This window comes from Acidisarcina polymorpha (assembly GCF_003330725.1).
Taxonomy (GTDB): domain Bacteria; phylum Acidobacteriota; class Terriglobia; order Terriglobales; family Acidobacteriaceae; genus Acidisarcina; species Acidisarcina polymorpha.
On the sequence record NZ_CP030840.1, the window covers coordinates 5,076,844 to 5,095,044 of the forward strand.

The 18,201-nt window shown below is 55.0% G+C and carries 21 protein-coding genes and 1 pseudogene; 7 read left to right on the top strand and 15 right to left on the bottom strand.

Annotation, left to right across the window (positions count from 1 at the left end):
• Nucleotides 1-14: 14 nt before the first annotated feature.
• Entirely contained in the window at nucleotides 15-776 is a 762-nt protein-coding gene (locus ACPOL_RS21480; RefSeq protein ID WP_114208872.1) for an aspartate/glutamate racemase family protein, read from the top strand.
• Nucleotides 777-1,628: 852 nt separating this feature from the next.
• Nucleotides 1,629-2,003 (top strand): AAA family ATPase, encoded by a 375-nt coding sequence (locus ACPOL_RS21485; protein ID WP_236656933.1) that lies wholly within the window; start codon nucleotides 1,629-1,631, stop codon nucleotides 2,001-2,003.
• 636 nt (nucleotides 2,004-2,639) lie between these two features.
• Here the strand turns inward: ACPOL_RS21485 and ACPOL_RS21495 are convergent.
• From ACPOL_RS21495 to ACPOL_RS21505, 3 genes are all read right to left on the bottom strand, one after another.
• Nucleotides 2,640-4,169, bottom strand: a complete 1,530-nt coding sequence (locus ACPOL_RS21495) for a prenyltransferase/squalene oxidase repeat-containing protein (protein ID WP_150133089.1) — start codon at nucleotides 4,167-4,169, stop codon at nucleotides 2,640-2,642.
• A gap of 550 nt (nucleotides 4,170-4,719) precedes the next feature.
• On the bottom strand, nucleotides 4,720-5,394 hold the full coding sequence (locus tag ACPOL_RS33680) for a hypothetical protein (protein ID WP_161557497.1): 675 nt from the start codon (nucleotides 5,392-5,394) through the stop codon (nucleotides 4,720-4,722).
• Complete coding sequence (locus ACPOL_RS21505; RefSeq protein WP_114208876.1) at nucleotides 5,387-6,067, bottom strand: hypothetical protein; 681 nt, start codon at nucleotides 6,065-6,067, stop codon at nucleotides 5,387-5,389. Before ACPOL_RS21505 ends, ACPOL_RS33680 begins: the two co-directional genes overlap by 8 nt.
• A 528-nt stretch (nucleotides 6,068-6,595) precedes the next feature.
• Between ACPOL_RS21505 and ACPOL_RS21510 the strand changes: the two genes are divergently transcribed.
• The 3 genes from ACPOL_RS21510 to ACPOL_RS21525 all read left to right on the top strand — a co-directional run bounded on the left by ACPOL_RS21510 (nucleotide 6,596) and on the right by ACPOL_RS21525 (nucleotide 8,677).
• Complete coding sequence (locus ACPOL_RS21510) at nucleotides 6,596-6,985, top strand: OsmC family protein (protein ID WP_414633387.1); 390 nt, start codon at nucleotides 6,596-6,598, stop codon at nucleotides 6,983-6,985.
• 335 nt (nucleotides 6,986-7,320) lie between these two features.
• Nucleotides 7,321-7,671, top strand: coding sequence for a hypothetical protein (locus ACPOL_RS34965; protein ID WP_114208878.1), 351 nt, complete (start codon nucleotides 7,321-7,323; stop codon nucleotides 7,669-7,671).
• A 271-nt stretch (nucleotides 7,672-7,942) separates the two neighbouring features.
• Complete coding sequence (locus ACPOL_RS21525; RefSeq protein ID WP_236656934.1) at nucleotides 7,943-8,677, top strand: O-methyltransferase; 735 nt, start codon at nucleotides 7,943-7,945, stop codon at nucleotides 8,675-8,677.
• A gap of 557 nt (nucleotides 8,678-9,234) precedes the next feature.
• Here ACPOL_RS21525 and ACPOL_RS21535 read toward each other — a convergent pair.
• The 4 genes from ACPOL_RS21535 to ACPOL_RS21550 all read right to left on the bottom strand — a co-directional run bounded on the left by ACPOL_RS21535 (nucleotide 9,235) and on the right by ACPOL_RS21550 (nucleotide 11,823).
• Nucleotides 9,235-9,822 (bottom strand): recombinase family protein, encoded by a 588-nt coding sequence (locus tag ACPOL_RS21535; RefSeq protein WP_114208880.1) that lies wholly within the window; start codon nucleotides 9,820-9,822, stop codon nucleotides 9,235-9,237.
• A gap of 61 nt (nucleotides 9,823-9,883) precedes the next feature.
• A complete protein-coding gene (locus ACPOL_RS21540) occupies nucleotides 9,884-10,918 on the bottom strand; it encodes an SDR family oxidoreductase (RefSeq protein WP_114208881.1) in 1,035 nt (344 codons plus the stop codon).
• A gap of 34 nt (nucleotides 10,919-10,952) precedes the next feature.
• Nucleotides 10,953-11,522 carry a TetR/AcrR family transcriptional regulator gene (locus ACPOL_RS21545; protein ID WP_114208882.1) on the bottom strand — a complete coding sequence of 190 codons (570 nt, stop codon included), beginning with the start codon at nucleotides 11,520-11,522 and terminating at the stop codon, nucleotides 10,953-10,955.
• A gap of 34 nt (nucleotides 11,523-11,556) precedes the next feature.
• Entirely contained in the window at nucleotides 11,557-11,823 is a 267-nt protein-coding gene (locus ACPOL_RS21550; protein WP_150133090.1) for a hypothetical protein, read from the bottom strand.
• On the opposite strand from ACPOL_RS21550, the gene ACPOL_RS21555 reads away from it, so the two are divergent.
• Nucleotides 11,809-12,333, top strand: a complete 525-nt coding sequence (locus tag ACPOL_RS21555; protein ID WP_114208884.1) for an IS6 family transposase — start codon at nucleotides 11,809-11,811, stop codon at nucleotides 12,331-12,333. The genes ACPOL_RS21550 and ACPOL_RS21555 overlap by 15 nt on opposite strands.
• A gap of 345 nt (nucleotides 12,334-12,678) precedes the next feature.
• On the opposite strand, the gene ACPOL_RS21560 is transcribed toward ACPOL_RS21555, so the two are convergent.
• The 4 genes from ACPOL_RS21560 to ACPOL_RS21575 all read right to left on the bottom strand — a co-directional run bounded on the left by ACPOL_RS21560 (nucleotide 12,679) and on the right by ACPOL_RS21575 (nucleotide 15,620).
• Nucleotides 12,679-13,101, bottom strand: a complete 423-nt coding sequence (locus ACPOL_RS21560; protein ID WP_114208885.1) for an acyltransferase family protein — start codon at nucleotides 13,099-13,101, stop codon at nucleotides 12,679-12,681.
• Entirely contained in the window at nucleotides 13,037-13,807 is a 771-nt protein-coding gene (locus ACPOL_RS21565; protein ID WP_114208886.1) for an acyltransferase family protein, read from the bottom strand. The genes ACPOL_RS21560 and ACPOL_RS21565 overlap by 65 nt, the downstream gene beginning before the upstream one ends.
• A 125-nt stretch (nucleotides 13,808-13,932) precedes the next feature.
• Complete coding sequence (locus ACPOL_RS21570) at nucleotides 13,933-14,265, bottom strand: GatB/YqeY domain-containing protein (protein WP_236656935.1); 333 nt, start codon at nucleotides 14,263-14,265, stop codon at nucleotides 13,933-13,935.
• Complete coding sequence (locus ACPOL_RS21575) at nucleotides 14,265-15,620, bottom strand: NAD(P)/FAD-dependent oxidoreductase (RefSeq protein WP_161557499.1); 1,356 nt, start codon at nucleotides 15,618-15,620, stop codon at nucleotides 14,265-14,267. The genes ACPOL_RS21570 and ACPOL_RS21575 overlap by 1 nt, the downstream gene beginning before the upstream one ends.
• 61 nt (nucleotides 15,621-15,681) lie before the next feature.
• Between ACPOL_RS21575 and ACPOL_RS33690 the strand changes: the two genes are divergently transcribed.
• Nucleotides 15,682-15,825, top strand: a complete 144-nt coding sequence (locus ACPOL_RS33690; RefSeq protein ID WP_161557500.1) for a hypothetical protein — start codon at nucleotides 15,682-15,684, stop codon at nucleotides 15,823-15,825.
• A 470-nt stretch (nucleotides 15,826-16,295) separates the two neighbouring features.
• On the opposite strand, the gene ACPOL_RS33695 is transcribed toward ACPOL_RS33690, so the two are convergent.
• From ACPOL_RS33695 to ACPOL_RS35755, 4 genes and pseudogenes are all read right to left on the bottom strand, one after another.
• Entirely contained in the window at nucleotides 16,296-16,442 is a 147-nt protein-coding gene (locus ACPOL_RS33695) for a hypothetical protein (RefSeq protein WP_161557501.1), read from the bottom strand.
• A 343-nt stretch (nucleotides 16,443-16,785) separates the two neighbouring features.
• The gene (locus ACPOL_RS34250; RefSeq protein WP_201758923.1) at nucleotides 16,786-17,043 is read right to left on the bottom strand and encodes a response regulator; all 258 of its coding nucleotides are present in this window, start codon (nucleotides 17,041-17,043) and stop codon (nucleotides 16,786-16,788) included.
• Complete coding sequence (locus ACPOL_RS34255) at nucleotides 17,033-17,230, bottom strand: response regulator (RefSeq protein ID WP_236656936.1); 198 nt, start codon at nucleotides 17,228-17,230, stop codon at nucleotides 17,033-17,035. Before ACPOL_RS34255 ends, ACPOL_RS34250 begins: the two co-directional genes overlap by 11 nt.
• Nucleotides 17,208-17,660, bottom strand: a pseudogene (locus tag ACPOL_RS35755) (ATP-binding protein). The gene ACPOL_RS34255 and the pseudogene ACPOL_RS35755 overlap by 23 nt, the downstream one beginning before the upstream one ends.
• Between the last annotated feature and the right edge of the window lie 541 nt (nucleotides 17,661-18,201).

The following is an 18,201-nucleotide window of genomic DNA, read 5'->3' on the forward strand; positions in this document are numbered from 1 at the left end:
TATAATTTCTGCCGATGTCAGATCAACAAAAAGCCTGCAGGTTTGGACTCATAGCTGGTTTAGGCGTTGGTGCAGGGATCTTCTACTACCGATCCCTGGTCAAAGCTCACCTCGCTGCGGGCTTATCGCCCAGTATTCTCATGGTTCACGCGGATGTTCGTAAGGTTATGGCACATGCTGCCGCCCGCGAGACTGAGGAACTCGCGGCGTACCTTTGCTTACTGCTCCGCCAACTTGCCGACGGCGGAGCAGACACCGCAGCCATCCCGGCGTTTTCGCCTCAGATATGCGCCCGGGAACTGGCTGAGATTACTCCACTTCCGCTTATCGATCTTCTGGATGCCATCGTCGCCGAAGTTGATCGCAGAAAGATCCAGCGTCTTTCCATCTTCGGTGCCCGCGTAACGATGGAAACCGCTCTGTTCGGCAAACTAAAGGACAGGGACGTCGTCGCGCCCAAACCAAGCGAGATTGACGCAGTGAGCGGCATCTACCAGCGGATTGTGGAAGAGGAGGGGGCCTCTTCCGAGGAGTACGCAAAGTTGCGCGCCTTGGCTCACAACTTGATCGAGCGAGAACAGCTGGATGCGATTCTCCTTGCTGGAACCGATCTCTCGTTTGTTTTTACTCCCGAGAACACTGATTTCCCTCATATCGACGGAGCACGTACACATATCGACGCCATTATGCACAGACTTGTCCGTGGGTCTGTCCAGGCCCGTCCCACGGAAGGACTCACGGAGGCCGGTGAGCCGCACCTTTCCAGGCTCGGCTGATGCCACCAGGCCAGAGCAGTCAGCCAAATGATTCATTCAGTCTGAGTGATTCTGTGACACGTAGCTACATCGATTCGTGCTAAAAGGCAACCTTGGATCCGATGGTCAAGACCCAAGAGGCGAAAGAAGTTACAGATAGACTCTCAATAACCTGCGATATGGGCATTGCGGGAGGAAGCACCGCTTTGTAGCTGGCGATAGTAGGCCAGTGCCCTTGGCACTGATAAACCAATGGTTGACAGTGGTACGGGCGCGATTCAGCTAGCAACGACGAGGATGCCAGAGATCGGACGCGGTGCGACAAACTCCCAAATACTCCCGATAAGAATGCACTCCCGACAGACTCCCAGCTCTCTTGCGACATGGAAGCGCAGCCCCTTGGGTTTTTTACCCAACGGTGAGCGCGGTCTAGGGAGTCTGAATTTCGTATTTTCATCGCTTTCACATTCGCCCGGTATTCGCCTCTAGACGCTTTTGGAAGTCTGTTCTCACAAACTCCCAATAGACTCCCAACAGGCTGTCTGGGCCGTACTTTTCCGTACTCCGGGGTGGCTAGAAGTGCTGCAAAGTCTGTAACTTACGCGAGCGCCCGGTCGCTCATAACCCAAAGGTCGCTGGTTCAAATCCAGCCCCCGCAACCAATCAAATTACGACTTGCCAGAGTTTTTCGATTGGCTTCTCCTCCAGATTCGCTCCCACTGACTCCCAAGACCAAAATCTGCGGTCGGCCCTCGCCAAGCGCTGGTTTGAGCATGCCGGAACCGCGGCGACTTTGTCCGTATCGAGGGTGACAAGTACGATTCAGGACCCAAATTTACTACGCCAGAGACCATCGCCAGCGAACGCGCGAACGTGGCCTATGTCATGCGCGGCCAGCAACTGGTAGAACCGATGATGGACGAGGATGGAGCACTTGCCCAGGCCTCCCGCAAGAGCTTCCTCAACTCTTCGCAGCGGGCCGTGATTCAGGAGGTGCTCACCTCTCCCGACCGCATCCACGGCCTGCAGGGGCTCGCCGGTACGGGCAAGACAACCGTTCTTTCAAGTATCCGCGAGGGCGCCGAGAGTGCAGGATATGCGGTTGTTGGCTTCGCTCCCTCGTCGCGGTCGGCGGCCCAACTCCGCGAGGCCGGAATCTCCGCGACCACGCTACAAAGCTTTCTCGCTCGAAGCAATCGGGGTCACGCTGCGGGCGATCCTGCCAGCCAACATCTCTATATGTGGTGAGCGCACTCACGCGCTCACCACACTAGGAGTCGTCGCGGTTAAACGCATGCATGATCCTGAAGAGCTGACACGTGATATCTCCACCAAACCACTTCAGGTGTCCTGCACCCTTAAGCTCACCGGTAGCAAACCATATCTTGTAGCCGCTGCCTCTATGAATGAGCTCTACTTTTGCCATTCCAATATTTTTAAGATTTATCCGCGGAACCAGAAGGATTTGGGTTCCCTTCGTGTGGATCTCTCCCGACACCGATAATTCCATGCGTGGGCAATACACTCTGCTCTTAACAAAATTGAAGTAGCCTCAGATGCCTGCGGCGACTAGGGCTATGACGTTACCGATAAAATGGGTGACAATGTCCTAAACGTCCTTTGCCTGAGCCAGCACTCCCTGCGATAGATGATCCGGCATGACAAAAGCATATACCGTTGTTTTTGTAGCCCATACAGGTCTCGTGTCAATCTCGGCACCTAACAATCCCATTTGTGCCGCCGATCTGGAGGCTAATCTCAAGCGACACCACGCTCGGCCGGCTGCACAAGGTCCTTCAGGGCGGGTCGTACAGTAATCGGCAGCCGTCATTCGCCGCACTCGTCGCGGAAGTGCCGTGAGAACCGCAGGGGCAATTACTCAACTCAGGAGCTCCGACGATCCAGGCCCTGAAGTCTTCCATGCACGCTAAGCGCCTTGCATACTGTGGCCGTAGTGAACAAGCCACTGTCCGCATACACAGCACTACTGCCCCCATCGATCCATGGTTGTTCACAATCGGTTTGTGGCACCCTCAGCATCGCGCTTCTTGCCCAGCTGCCATCTGGAAGCTGAGACTGAAGGAGTTCTGTAACCAGACCAGTGGAGGCCTCTATAATGTCGCGATTTCTCTTGAAGTGCTGAAGCGCCTGCAGGCAAAGGGCCTTCTCAAATGCGCCAAAGGACTGCCCGGTCTGTAAAAGGACCCAAGATTCCGTCTGCTGAATCTCCGGATATTGAGAGCAAGCGGCGAAGTAATCCAGCGCCGCAAGTGTAGCGTAGAGATCGGTTTCCCACCAGTAACTTCTCCAGGCTCCGGCCGAGTCTCTTAGCTTCAGGACTCTTTCAAAGGCGGTCGGACTATAGCTTCCCAGCGCACGCAAGACCGTCGGAAATACGTCGGCATGCGCATGGCTCCAGCAATTTGGGTAATCTGCGACTTGAAAGGTCCCGTACTCCCCACTCTCGATTGCATAGGCCCGCAGCGTTGCCCGGTATGGCGTTATATCGATCCCGAGTTGGCGAAGCAGGAGAAGGCTCATTGCAGTCGAGTCGGCATCGGTTTGCGCTCTCTCGTTAAAGCTCCAGCCACTGTGCCGAGTCTTCGATAATAGCCACGGGATGGCGGTCGCGATCGCCGAGTGAATAGATGCTTCGGCCTCAGAAGAACATAAAGTCTTGAACAGCGCGTCCCCAACGACAGCTGTCACCCAAACGTTTGAGGCCCCGACGATCGGCAAGGAAAAATCGGTCCACTCACCGCTTTTATGCTGCTGGTTAAGAATGTACCCAACCGCGCCTTCCAGCGCAGCGGCAGAATCGTAAGTGCGAGTGCCTCTATTTGCCTGCTTCGGAACCGCAGAAGGTCGTGTATTGTCCCTCAGATAAATGTTCAACCGGGGACCGCTTGGTCCTGTGCCCATACCAATGAAGTCATGCGAAGGGCTAAGACTTGCTGGCGCGGCCGGGTCTATCAGTGCCAACGCCTCATGATATTTTTGGGGACTCACGCCAATCTCCGACGCCAGGGTTTCGATGGCGGCGGTAGCTTCCGTGTTCGACTGGAACAGGTAGCGAGCATTGATATCTACCTTGATCGAAAGTGTCTCAGCCGTCGCGCTTTGTGCAATTGAAAACAGCAAAGCGCGGTCGGGTAGGGTGGATAATGCTGGCGATAGGAGTTGCTCGAGGACACTCATCGGGCCAAGGAACTCAGGCTCTATTACACTCACTAACTCCCGAGTGGCCTCCCATGCGGCGCCGCGCTTCGGGCGAAAATACACCTTCAGTAAAGGTTGCTCCTTAAACGTAACTGCAATTCCGGCCGGGCTGAAGAATGGCGCCAGCAGCGGAGCGAGATCGCGAAGACGGGCGGCCAGACCGAGCGCCCTCGATTCGCGCAGTACGGATGTCAAACGGACCCACTTCTGGAGCTCCTCTCCCCAATCATTATTTGCGTACACCTGAATGATGGGAGCAGAATCGCCCGCACAGCCCACAGAAATCCAAAAGCCGGCTGGGAGCTGATCAAGGACCTCGGCCGAATCGGGCAACGACTTGAGCAGACAAGTGATAAAAGCCTCCGCTGATGGGGGGAGGCCCACTACTTGAAGGGCCTGTTTAATTCTGATGAGGCTCAGATCCGTTCGCGACGACAGCGAATTGAAAGGGGAGCCGACTTCCGTTAGATATCGAACATCTCCCGAACCGCCTGGGCCTAAGGAAACGCAATACTCCCAGGGGGACCCGTCATCGCAGATAGAGGAAAACCTGGGGGGGGTACCTTCGACCGGATACTGCAGGGACTCTTGGGTGAATAGATTGAATAAGCACCAAAACTGCGTCCTGCGTTCACCAACGATCCGATCGTCCGCTAACATTCGTTCAAGTACTGGAACTACCGAGTCATGTAAAGTGCGCATTTAGAGGCACGCAAGTTCTGCGATTCCACGCTCTCTTCCTGGGCTACATCGCCTTCGCAACTGTGATACCCCCGGGTGTGCCCGAAGGTCCGATTGCGCCCGGTAGACCATTTCCTCCCACCGCGCCGGCGCTTCCCCCGCCGCCGTCACCGCCGCCCCCGCCCGGCCCTCCAATGCCGCCGACGCCGCCAACGCCGCCCGCTCCTCCCTGGCCGCCATTGGACTTATAGGAACTGGGACTGCCAAGAGTGATGCTCGTATAGGTAACGACTACGTCTCCTCCCGGCCCACCAGGTCCGCCTGCCCCGCCGTCGCCACCCCGGCCTCCCGGCCCCCCTGGGCCACCGTCGGAAGGCGCTAGTTCGTCATCGCCGTTGCCCCCGGTACCGCCCGGTCCACCTACGCCACCATTTCCGCCATTGCCACCCGTTCCACCTGTTCCACCTGAACAGTCGATATTGAGGCCGCCCAGCAACTCGGTGACTTGTAATACCAGGTCCACACCGCCACCCCCCGGCTGACCCACATTTCCCGGTGATGCATCGCCGCCGGCCGGTCCGGGTCCCCCAGGCTCGGAGGACACATCGCTCGACCAGGTATTGTCCTGCGCGTTCCTTCCGCTAAAACCAACGCCAACGGCTCCCGTGCCGTCGCGCCCATTTTGGCCAGCACCGCCCACCAGCGACCCGGGAGTAGGCATAATATTGACGCTAGACATGGGAGCCCTCCGCTACTACTTCGGTCTTACCCAAGTAGTTCAGCAGCGAAGCGCTGCTTACTTGGGGGATATGAATTTCGTGATAGTTGCCTACGATACTTGCGCAATCAATTTTGGTCGAACTGTCCAGATAGATCGCGCCACCTCGCCATATGCGAATCTTGTCGGCGAACAAGACCTTGATACTCGCTGAGATTTGCAGAATTCCCCTGGGAAGGACATCGATATCGTGGCCTACAAACAGTCCTGCGAGGCCGTATCTATTAAATTTCGCGATCAAATGGTTGATTGAGGGAAGATAGCTGCTAACGGTCGTTGAATCCCCATAAACATAGGTCCTCGCGATGTTGAACAGCGTCTGGCGTTGGCTAGGGCTTAGATCCTTCACGGCCTGGGGCGAATCTACGAATGCAACATCGGACAAACTTTGGCAGCAATTCTTGGACAGCCGGCCCACCTCATCCGAAACTCCCACCCAACGTTTCACGTCTTCCATGCTCTTCGGGAACAAGCGGTTGTATCCCGAGCCGTGCTGCTCGTTGCCTTCGCGGGCGTGCTCATGGTGACTCGGAGCATACAGCGTAAGCTTTACGCCGGAGGGCACAACGATCCGATCGGTTAAAAGTTGCTTTTCTGTCAGGTCGTAGACTGCAAGACGCTGTTCTATATCCAAGGCACTCACCTCTGAAAGGCCGAAATCGCCTCTCCAATCGTTGCCGCTCAAAACTTGGCGCGAAGCGTGAGAAAGACGTCACATATATAGCAGCTTTCGGCTCCCAAAGGTACATTAAATACAACTTTGGCAGCGTCAACGTCTGTCTGTCGGGCGCTACCCTAGGCCGCGCCCTGCAGCAAGACGTTACCGCGAGGCCTCTGGGAGAGTTGTGATGGAGCCAACCGTGTCGGGCAGTAAAGTGGAAGGTGGCGGCGGACTTCCTTTTGGTCGAGAGCGCTCACACGGACGTAGCCCACCTGGAGGCCCTTCCTTGCAGGCACCTCCTCAGCTTTCGTCCTAATAGATTAAGACTTCTCTTCACTACCCGTCATAATATTCCAGAAGTGATCCTATTAGGACGCTAAAGAGCTGCAATCAACATGTACTAATTGCGTATACCCAAATGCGACGATGTTCCTCGGCGCCTTACCTATACGTCTGAAAAAGCGAAAACTCTGAGGGACTTGGCAAGTGAGCGAAACAACTGTGGAGTACGAGGGTTTTTTACGCTGCAGCGCTAAACATAGGGAGTCAGGCGTCATTGTTGTAACGGATGCCCCTAAAGACAATCATGGGGACGGTACGAGCTTCTCGCCGAGTGAATTGTTGTCTGTGTCTCTAGGAAGTTGCATTTTGAGCATTATGGGCATCATGGCGCGTTCGCTTGATATCGACCTCACTGGAGCGACGGCTAGCATAGAGAAGGAAATGGCGAACGCACCGCGCAGGATCGTCAAGATTTCAGTTCATGTGAACGTCCCCCGTGTCTTTGAGGACGATCACCAGCGCAAGTTGGAAACAGCAGCTCATGCTTGTCCTGTCCACAACATTCTTAACGTAGACGCACCAATCTCGTTCAGCTGGGGTCCCTCGTAGGCTTGCGGGTAATCCTTTCTGACGTTTGGGTCTCTATAAATGCCTTCCTCGCCAGTTTGCCCGCTTTGCCTCAATTGGGGACGCCTCAAGATAGGGAATTTTATGTACGTTTAGGTCTGCCGAGGGAACGAAGCGCGATCCTGGAAGGCTCCCTTATCCGGACATTGAATTTCGGATGGGTTATGGGACGCTTTTGGGCCAAAAATTGTCATCCTAAGGGTATTTGAGGTTCGTCCTGAAAACTCTCGTTTTGGCTACAACAGCAGGAAGATGAACACTGTAAGCTGTTTAGGTTCAGCGCGGGCAAATCCTTAGAGTACGTAAATTTCCCTTTCTTGAAGTGTCCCCAAAGGGGAGTACATGCGTCCATCAAAGAAGACCTCAAGTGGCCCGTCGAGGATGCATTTAAGAAGCCGATCGAGGATCTACGTTACGCGACCATTCAGGCTCAGAGTGTCATGAGGGAGGTACGCAGCACGGCAAAGCTTCAAGGCTGGACCACGGTCGCAGTCGTGCTCGTCATGGGGATTGCCCTCGGCGTGACCGGCAGCTACTTCTTGTTTATTCGGGATCTCGGCAACATCGATGATCGACTGGAAACTATTCAGCAGCAGATCGCCACACCCGCTCCGGCTCCCGAGACCAAACCGGCCGGCAAGCCGGGCAAGGCTCATCCTAGCCATTAGAGCGTAGCTTGGTACAACCATGACCAACGATTTTAAGACGCTCGAACCGGTACTAGGCTTAGCCTGCGGCAACACTGTAGGGATGAACCAATGTTTCTGTTCCCGGAGGTTTTGGATGCTCTCGTTTTGTGTACTCAGCACGAGATTTCAGTTCTGGGGGTCGAGTTGATGAATGTTTCTCCTCAGGGCTACCTCACCGAAGGAATATCCATCTACGACGTGCTATTGGAAGGACAGTCTTGGCACGAGTTCGTGTTGTTGAATAATAGTTTTGGCGACTGAGTTCATAAAGCAAAATCGTGGAGGTAACGACCACTTTTATCTGCTTACCGCGCTGGTCGCCGGGGCCGGGATCGTCCTTACGATAGTACCGCCCTTTATAAAAAGGTATGAAGGGCTGCGCATATTGGAGCGGGTAGCGGATGATGAACAATTTACGCAGCCTGAATACACGCCGGCGACACCTGAGTGTCCGCAGCCGGAGTTGTGGAAGATGCTGGACTCGCAAACGACGGAAGTCGAGGTGCTGGAACTTCTAAAGACACTGGTCACGACGCTGAAGCCGAAGCTGGTAGTTGAAACCGGTACCTTCCTGGGGCATGGGACGGTCAAACTTGCTGAGGGCGTGAAGGAAAATGGCTTTGGAAAAGTGATTACAGTCGAGTTTGACGCGTCAATTCATGCGCGGGCCGTGAAGCGGTTTGAGGATTCCGGTTTGGCGCCTTGGATTGAATCGCGGCTGGAATCGAGCTTGGAAACCGTCATCGACGGGAGCATCGATCTGCTCTACAGCGACAGCCATCTGGCGAATCGCGAGGCGGAGATACAACGACTGTTGCCGCAACTCGATCCACGCGGGGTGTTGGTGATCCATGACGCAAGTTCGCATTTCAAGCTGGTGCCCGAAGCAGCACTGCGGATGGAAGCGGAAGGGCTGATTTCGGCGGTACTTCTCTCAACGCCCCGTGGAGTGGTGATAGCGCAGCGTCGAGATGGACGGCAGTAATTTTGTTGAGGGCCTGACAGCAGTGCAACTCATTTCGGGAAACTGCGCCACCACGCTCGCAAATGATGCGCAGCATTGAAAACAGGGCAGGATGCGATGGGTCAAAACTTACCCTTTGTGGGACACCAATTTCGAGAGCAGGGATGCGGCGGATTAGAGCCTTTCTAAAGTTGGCGATAGAAACCAAGCTACGCATCGGGCAAGACAGAAAATGAGTGATCCCGCGAGGAGCGCACAGCTCCAACAGCAGCGGCGTCATCCCGCTGAGTACGATCTGTGTGCGCTCCACTTTCGCATGACAGCTCGGACAAAGAGAAATCATCAGGTCCAGCTCTGAGATCCCCGGTTTACGATGGTGCACAACAATAGAGCGCTTCCGCCTTCCCGACGCCCCGCAGCCCGGCACCGGTAGTCGTCCCGCTGCAGTACCTGTTCACGGAGACCGCCGAAGTATTCGGCATCTTGCCGCTTCAGCGTGTAGCACGTAGAACAGAGGCCCCGAGCGAGAATCTTTGGATTCCCACAGCGGCAGTGCATCGCAACTTGTTTCGGCTTTTTCATCGCTGTGCTCTCTTGAGATACCGGTAGACGGTCGCTCGATCCACGCCGAACTCGCGGGCCAGGGCGGCCTTTTGTTCGCCTGCCGCCGCACGTTGTCTCAACTCGGCCGCCTTGTCGACCGGCAGGCTTCGTTTCCGGCCTTTGTAGACGCCCGCGCGCTTCGCCAGCGCAATTCCCTCTCGCTGGCGCTCACGTATCAGCTCACGCTCGAACTCCGCGAATGCTCCCATGACACTCAAAAGTAGTTTGGACATTGCGGAGTCCTGCCCTGTGAAGGTCAGGCTCTCTTTCACGAACTCCACTCGTACACCGCGTTCCGTCAAGCCCAACAGGATCTTGCGAAGATCATCGAGGTTGCGGCCCATCCGATCCATCGTATCCTTGATAAGGAACTTATTGGCATTGCCAGGTGCAGTCCTATTCCCGACGCTGGAGGGAGGTTCCACCCGTCGCTCGACCGAAGAACCACTGACGACAACATTTCCGTCCGACACATGCTGGATAAACCGATATGCCGCTGCCGCTGCAACGCTGCACTTGCCACGTAATGCTCGTCGTTGCTCATCGCTAGTTAATAAGTACATTGGCAATTTGCACTAAGCCGGCTTCGCGAGCAGGTCGAAGCGGTGGACGCAGAAGACTGAATTACGTCTTCACTAGGCCGAGGCTGGCAAGGCTTTCTCCACTGGCGGTGATCGCTTCCTCGTTAGTGCGGGGAATCCAACCCAAGATGCGCTTCGCTTTCTCATTGGAGACGTTCTTCCTATTTCCCAACTCGGGGGCGATGGCCTTCATATCTGGGATGAAAAGAGAGGAAAAGCGCACAATCCAGTCGGGAAGCTCGCGTGTGGGAACTCGACGCGCGACTGGGCCCATATGAATCTTAAGAATCCTTGCCACGTCGAGTAGGGAGAGGGACTTCCCGGCAACAGCCAGAAAGCGTTCGCCTCTTGCAGCCTGGTTGGTCATAGCGCGGAGATGCAGGTCGGCCACATCTCGGACATCCACAGCACCGAAACCGATTCGCGGACAGACTGGAATGGCTCCGTCGAGGAGGCGCTGCACGATAAGGATAGAAGTTGAATAGTCAGGGCCGAAGGTAGGTCCGAAAACGCCGACGGGGTTCACCACAGAAAGCTCCAGGTTACCGCCTTCATGCTTGATAAAGTCCCAGGCTGCGCGCTCTGCGAGAGTCTTCGACTTGGCGTAAGCGCTGATACCGGGCGCGTCGACATTCGTCCAAGTAGTTTCGTCAAAAGGAGCGGTCTGCGGCATGTGGCCGTATCCAATGGCGGCGAATGAGGATGTCAGGACGACACGTTCGACACTGGCGTCGCGGGCGGCGCGCAGGACGCGAAGGGCTCCTTCGCGGGCTGGGATGATGAGGTCGTCTTCATGGTTGGGAGCCGACGGCGGAAAGGGCGAGGCGACGTGGAGAACGAAGCGGCAGCCAATGACGGCTTCGACCCAGCCTTTGTCGTGAGTGAGGTCGGCTTCAACGAAGCGCAGGGCGTCGCGCCGCGGACTGCCCGCATTTTCTAGCATATCGCGGACTTCGGGCTCGCGTGTAAGCGACCGAACTGTAGTGCGGACGTCGTATCCAGCGCGAAGTAGTTGGTCAATGCAATGGATGGCGACGAAGCCCGAGCCGCCGGTAACTAGAATGAGATCTTGACTCATGGGTAAAGTATACATAATAGATCGAACGTTCGTTCTATTCTTTGGATTTCACTATCTGCCACATGCCTTCGGCGATCTCCAATAAGAGGGGCTCGGGGAGTTTGCGAGGCTGGCTGGCGAGACGTATGACCAGGTTGAGGGTCATCTCCTGGACAACCTCTGCAGGCCATTCGTTAAGGACGCCGCCCTTGGACTTGCTGGAAAAGCATCGAGCGTAGGCTTTCGCACGCTCATCCTCCTGCTTGGCATCATGGGTACAGGCGAAGCCCGCGTGCTCATACTGCTCGTAAAAGCGCATTTCCCGCTTGTGTTTACGATAGAAGTTATAGATGTTAAGGCAACCTCTTAGAAAGGTATTGTGGGGATCTTGGTCGGGCGAGAAACCGCCGAGGAACGCCTGAATCTTGAGTGCGCGGATACGTTCGTAGAGCGCCTGGATGATTTGTTCTTTACTCCCGAAATAGTGGTAGATGACGCCAGGGCTGGCACCGGATCTCTTTGACAGGAGAGACATGGGAGCATCGTGAAAGCCGCGCTCGACGACGAGATCGAGCATCGCGTCGAGGATGGAGTCACGCTTAGACGGTTTGGGCTTCGGTACCATCCTCGTATTGTTCCACGTTGGCGTTTCGTGTCGCTCAAACCCATCTCTCGGGCGCCCAATCTGGCGGCAAAAGCAGGTCCAGTAACACGACTTCGGCTTTCGGCAGCGGTTCACTATAGGGACGCGCTTCGATAACGGAGACGCCTACCACTTCCTGAACGGCGAAGGTCCAACGTACTCCATGCCATAGTGGCGGAAGGACGCGGCTCTTCAGTAGGGAGGCTGGACCGTTAGGGTCCCCAAAGCAGGCCTCCATCTTGCCTGCGGGACTGAAGGCGATCAGCATGTGCGCTGGTACCAAGGCTACCGAACCAGCTCCTGGCGCGTAGACGAGACGTATGTGAAGGTCGGCGGTCGGTGGAAGTACCTGTTTCGGGCCGTCGACAAGCATGGCCGCTTGATTGATTTCATGTTGGCAGATCGCCGCAATACTCGGGCAGCCCATCGTTTCTTGGGAAAAGCGCTGACGACCATGCGCCACTGGCCACCGTCCTCGATCACCACCGACCAACTCGGTTCCTACCCGAAAGCAATCCGCCGACTACAGCGCGAGGTCAAGCTGTCTGCAGACACAAAACATCGGACCTGCAAATACCTGAACAACATCATCGAAGTCGACCATGGCGCTCTTAAGCGCCTCATCCGACCCACCCGAGGCTTTCAGACGATGAGGACCGCGGCTGCTACGATCAAGGGCTTTGAAGTGATGCGTATGATCCGTCGAGGGCATTGCCTCACCTGTAAGCCGCGCGTCAAAGAGGAGATCCGTTTCGTAAACAAGCTGTTCCACATCTTCGCTGTCGCTGCCTGATCGAGCGGCCCACCAAGTGAACTGCGACCAGTGAAGTTAATGCGACAGAGCCCGATTCTGCTGCCTTCAGGAAGCCGCTCAGCAAGGTCGACCACTTGCGCATTGTATGGAGCAACGATCAAAATATCGTCTCTTCGTAGTTGCCGCGTGTTCGATTTCCATCGTTCCAGCCGACTTCGGGTGCTAACAGCCCTTGTACCGGATCGTTGCCATACCCGAGACGGGGCTACCTATCAATCTCCACCGGAAGCCTTAATTGCCGGTTGTCCGTGCCTAAATTGCGGATATGACCCTGGGCGGCCGTCTGAAGCGGGCGCACATGAAGGGCCAGTTGCCCTATTGGCGCTATCGGGCCGACTGTGTGACAATCCGCCACGAATCCTTACCGGAAGTGAAACCCGTGTGAAACCTCTCCATCAACCACCGCCGAGCCGGCATTTCCAGATAGTAAAAGCTCAACACGCTCAGCCCTACGCACAATGCCAGATACACCGGATAAAGCGCCAGATGTGTCTCCAGTCGCAAGAATTTAAACATGTGGAACATCGGAATATGAATCAGGTACAAGGCATAACTGCTTTCGCCCAGTACTACCAGCCATCTCGCGCTCAACATCCGTGCAGTCAGCATCTGCGCCGATGAAAGAGCCCAAATGATTCCCATCAGGATCGGTGCTAGCAGACCCGTAAAACAGAAGTCATACTCAGGCAAGGGCGCCGGAAACTGGTTCACCAGCAGCAGAGCGGCAAGCGAGGCGACGCACAGCATTCGCCTGCCATTCCCGGACCGGCTCAACCTCGCTCCGTTCCGCACGCAGTGCCCGCCACCGTGCGAGCAGAACTCCCAGCGCAAATGTTGAAAGATGCAGCACCGGTCTGTACATCACCATTTCTGTCTGCAGATGAGGCTGCACCAGCCACACCGCTATCTGCCCACCCCCGTATAAGCAGATGGCCGCGATCCAAATCTGTGTGCCGCTCAGTCGCCACAGCGCAACGCCCAGCACAGGAAAGCAAAGATAAAAAAACGTTTCGGCGGAAAGCGACCAGTTCGGTGCATCCAGTCCCGATAGACGCGTGGGATACCACGCCTGCAGCATCACCAGGTGCGCCGTGAACGTCGCCGCTGTTTTGCCTAGCGCAGCCGCCCATCCCAGCCTCGCCACCCTGTCCGCCAAGAGGCCCGGGATGTCCCAAAGCAGAGTCACCAGGTAGAGCGGGTACACGCGCGCAAACCTTGCCGCGAAAAATCGCCCCTTCGCCACATCTTGCCCATCTCGCAGATACACCAGGGCAAGCACATAGCCGGACAACAGAAAGAAGAAGCTCCCTGCAAACGATGGCGCAACAATCTGCCGCCACAAAAAGCCTCGCAATGTTCCTGACGCCGCCGTGGGATCCACCCCAGGCATAAAGGTGCCTATCGTATGCCGCACAGCCACCTGAAACGCCAGGAAGAACCGGATGGAAGTCACGGACCGATCTTCTTCACAGCAGAAAACGTAGTCGAACTCAACTATCCCTCCCAGCGGTCTTCAGTGATGCTGATCAATCCGACACAGCTTCACCTACTTCGCCAGCTCCCCCTTCACCATCTCACTCACCAGCTTCCCCTCCGCCCGCAGCCCTCCGCCATAATCCTCTGCTGCACCACCTTCATCACCTCGCCCATATCCTTAGGCCCCAGCTTGCTCTCACCTTCCGACAACGTAGCCATCGCCCCCTGCACCTCCCCGCGAATCACATCTTCTCCCGCAGTCTGCGGCAGATAAGCCTCATGAGCTTTCAGGCTATTAGGGCAATGAGGCGAAGTTTCTTGTTCAGCTTGAGTCGTGGAGAACTCCGGGAATAGCTGTGTCGGCGCTATGCACAACCAGGAAGGCAAAACGCATGCGATGGCCCCCACAGCCCCCAGCAACCAAGAAGGATTCATTAGATCTTCTCAGCGCCGGTCAGAACGCCGTGACGCGTATCTACCCTATCGGACACCGACACGCTATCAGCCAATGGCATGATGGAGCCAGGAGTGCGGAATGAAACATACTGCACCGTGTCCTTGGAAAACAATAGATCGAATGTCCAGCCCAGGGCAACATGCACTCGCTTCTCCCAATGCGGCAATTTACTGAGATAGACAGTTCTCCACATCCACCATGCCAGGAAGCCGGAAAATTGAAATCCGAAGATTCTCGCCACACCGACCCGACGGCCAATCGTCGCTAATTGCCCGATCGTGCTGAAAGAGAACTCTTTTTTCTGCGTCCCCTTGATTGCCGCGGCAATATTACCTCCCAGAGTCTGGGCCTGCCGCAAAGCATGTTGCGCGGTTGGCGGATGAAATCCACCCTTCCCGTCCGGAACGCTGGCGCAATCGCCAAGCGCCCAAACACCCGGCCACTCCTCCAACTCAAAGGTCGGTTGCGTAATGACGCGGCCACCATGTTTCTGACACGGCAAACAGGATACTTGCGGCGACGGCGAAGTACCCGCAGTCCACACCACGAACATAGTCGAAATGAAGCTTCCGTCACTCAGGACAACGCCTTCATCCGAAATGCTTGTGACTCTAACTCCATTCCGAACCTCAATCCCACGCTTAGCTAGTTTTTCCTGCGTGTAGCGTCCCAATTGTTCACCTAGTTCGGGCAAGAGGTATTTCCCTGGATGGACCAGCACCATCCGCACCATCTCCGGCTTGAGGTTTGGGTACGAACGTATCGCATGCATCATGAAGTCATACATGCCTCCAACCGTCTCCACACCGGCAAAGCCGCCGCCAGCTACTACCAACGTAAGTAACGAGGCGCGGGGTACCTCGGAACAAGGCGGGTCAGCTTCCTCAAGGTGAGCAAGCATCCGACTTCGTAGTTTTGTAGCGTCTTCGAGGGACTTCATCGTCAAGGCTCTAGCCTCAAGGCCTTCAAGTCCAAAGAAATTTGTAACGGAACCGAGAGCCAGCACTAGATGGTCGTAGTCGATGGCGTGCTTGTGCCGGCAAAGGCCATGCGATACGGTGACCTGTTTTTTTTCGAGATTTATAGATTCGACATCCGACGCAATAAATTGTGTGCGGCGCAGCATCTTTCGAACTGGATTGACGATAGCCGTCATATCGAGATCACTGGCTGCAACTTCGTGGAGCATGGGTGTGAACAATACAAAATTATCTCGGCTTACCAGCGTTATTTCAACATTGCTATCTCCGTGAAACAACCGCTCGAGTTTCATTGCGACGTGAATTCCAGCGAAGCCAGCACCGAGAATCAAAACCTTTGTTGTTTGTGGCACACACCCTCGCATAACTTGTAGAACCTGATCCTACTGTCTGTATATGAAACTGGATTGAAGCGTGTTTATTCCCTCGGCTGTCCTCAGACGCCTGCACTATCTAGTCTTTCCCGCTGCTGTGCTGTTCTTCCAGCCCAGTATCCTCACCTATCCGAGCTTTAAGGACGGCGACTCAGACCTGCTCGACGGCGGCATAGTCTTTTAGACGCGGCATCGTTCCTAAGCTTCATCGCCGCCACCATTCGGTACCGTCTTCGCGGAAAGGGGCTGGGCCAAGAGCCACCCGAACATACTTCAAAGCCGTTGCCTCCTGAGTTCCACAACTGCAATCGAAAAGTAAACCTATCGGAGCAAAGCCTCAGCGAACCGCAACAAACTCAGATATCGCATCAACCTCCTGCCGCAGTGTTGGCACAGACAAGAAGGGGGATAGTAAAGGCGCCGTGAAGTCTGCTAAATGGTTCGCTTTCTAACCTGGGGTAGATGAGAAGATGCCTTCGGAGCGAGGGCATTTATTCATGAGCTATATCCAAGGCGAGGGACTGAGTCAGGGGAGGTTGTGTTACTTCCTGCTACACCGGGCAACACGAACGGTGTCGCTAGCACTTTTTCGCTCCCTACGTGTCAACCGTGACCCTAAGGAGCGACGTCCCGCCGGCCCTTTACTTTCAAGTACTAATTAGCCGTGCATTCTGCCTCGAGCCTATTCAGCGAAAATGCCGCGAGTTCTTTGGCCGTAAAGATCGCCATGGTGCCATCTGAGAAATATTCCGCGACCTGATTACAGCTCACATGATCCACGGCGACTAGTTCCAATTGCATTTTCTCGACTATATGCTCCCCCTTACGGCATTTGAATCAGGGCTCCCTCATTTGGAGGGCACAATACTTTGAGGATGCTGATCGATCAGACGGCCATTTCCTGCCGAGTAGAAAATAAAAACTACGGCGCCGAGCAGTATGCCAACTAATATGACTACGCTGAGCACCAGTCTGGCTATATTTGAAGCACGGAACTCACCAACTTGAGCCATTGCGTCCACCTTGTTGTAAAGATGCTTAACTCAGCAGGGCGGTTTTGTCATCAGCTTCGAATGAGTGATTCGTTGGTGGCATGTATTGCAGCGGTTTCCGAGTCCCCAACTGGCGAGAGTTTTAGCGGTCACTAAGGAAACTCAACAATCCGTTTGTAAATACTCACGAGGGTGACAAGGCTGAGGAAGTCCTGCGCTACCTTGTCCTTGATGATATAACCCGCAACATTAAACTGGTAGGCGGCTACTCGATCCTTGTCGAGTTTCGAAGTTGTCAGGACAAAGATGATCGACGGATGCAGCTCCGCATCTTCGCGTAAGGCCTTGATAAACTGAATTCTATTCATCCTGGGCATGGTCAGGTCGACAAGCAACAGATTAGGCAGCATGATTTTCGCTTTTTGCGTTGGTCCCTCGCAACGTGTCAAGCGCTTCGATCCCGTCCACCGCTCGGATGATTGTATTGCTGAGGCCGGCACTCTGAAAGGCGCGCTGAAGCGCCTGGGCATCTCCGTCATCATCCTCAAGCAGTAGTATGTTCAGCGGTCTTTGGCTATGTGTTATCAAGATCTTCACCCGACCACGCCTCTCTTCCTGACCGCCGGTCTTTCGGCCAGGTAAAGCAGAAGGTGCATCTCTGGCCTTCAGCTGATTCAACCTTCAGCTCTCCGCCATAGGATTTGACGGTCTTGCGGTACAAGGGAAGGCCCATGCCCCTTCCCTCTACCCGGTCCCTGGGTCGCAGCGTCTGCAACATTTTTAAGATCTGTTCATGGAACTAGGTGGGAATGCCGGGATCATCGTCGTGGACCGCGAATTCGTAGGAGTCGCCTCTCTGATTCACTGTCAATTCGATGCGCATATCAAGCCTGTCGTGATGCTTGATTGCTTTGCCGATCAGGTTACTTAAGATTCGCTGTAGAGCCATTCGGGTTAGTTGGATTTCGGATAAGCAGAGGCTGACAGTGATTCTGAGGTTGCCTGTGGGGAAGCAATGCAAGCACATCGTTAATCAGGACATCTGCAGCTATAACCTCGTTGGACTTGAGCTCTTTGTTTGCCATGCCGCATCTCCTAGCGGTATGTGATGCCCGCGGATTATTTCACGCCTATATCGTTCATCTTTCTGGACGTCTTTCATCGTCCTTTAACAAAAGATTTGCTAACGAAGCGTTCATCAGTCAAGGAACGGGATTAAACTGGAAAAGCCATGCAGGAGCCCATCCTCTTTTTTCTTCATTCTATCGGCGCAGGCGGCCAGTTTGAGGTCGAAACGGCTGGCAGGTACAGACCCGACCTGGAGCGGATTGCGGATAAGCTAGACTGCAATGCCTTTGAAGTAGGGAAGTGGCACGCTATCCGCCGAACGCCCGATGGGTCAATGACGGTGATGGTTCTGGGCGAGTCCTTGCCGGAACTATCTAATCGGAAACCACCCCAGTCGTGGAGCAATCAGGCTCTCAGAGCATCCTAAGGAGAGTGAATTCTGTCATCCAGCTAGAGGGGCTGATGACTTAAATTCACACCTTGTTAACACGCCTCGCTCT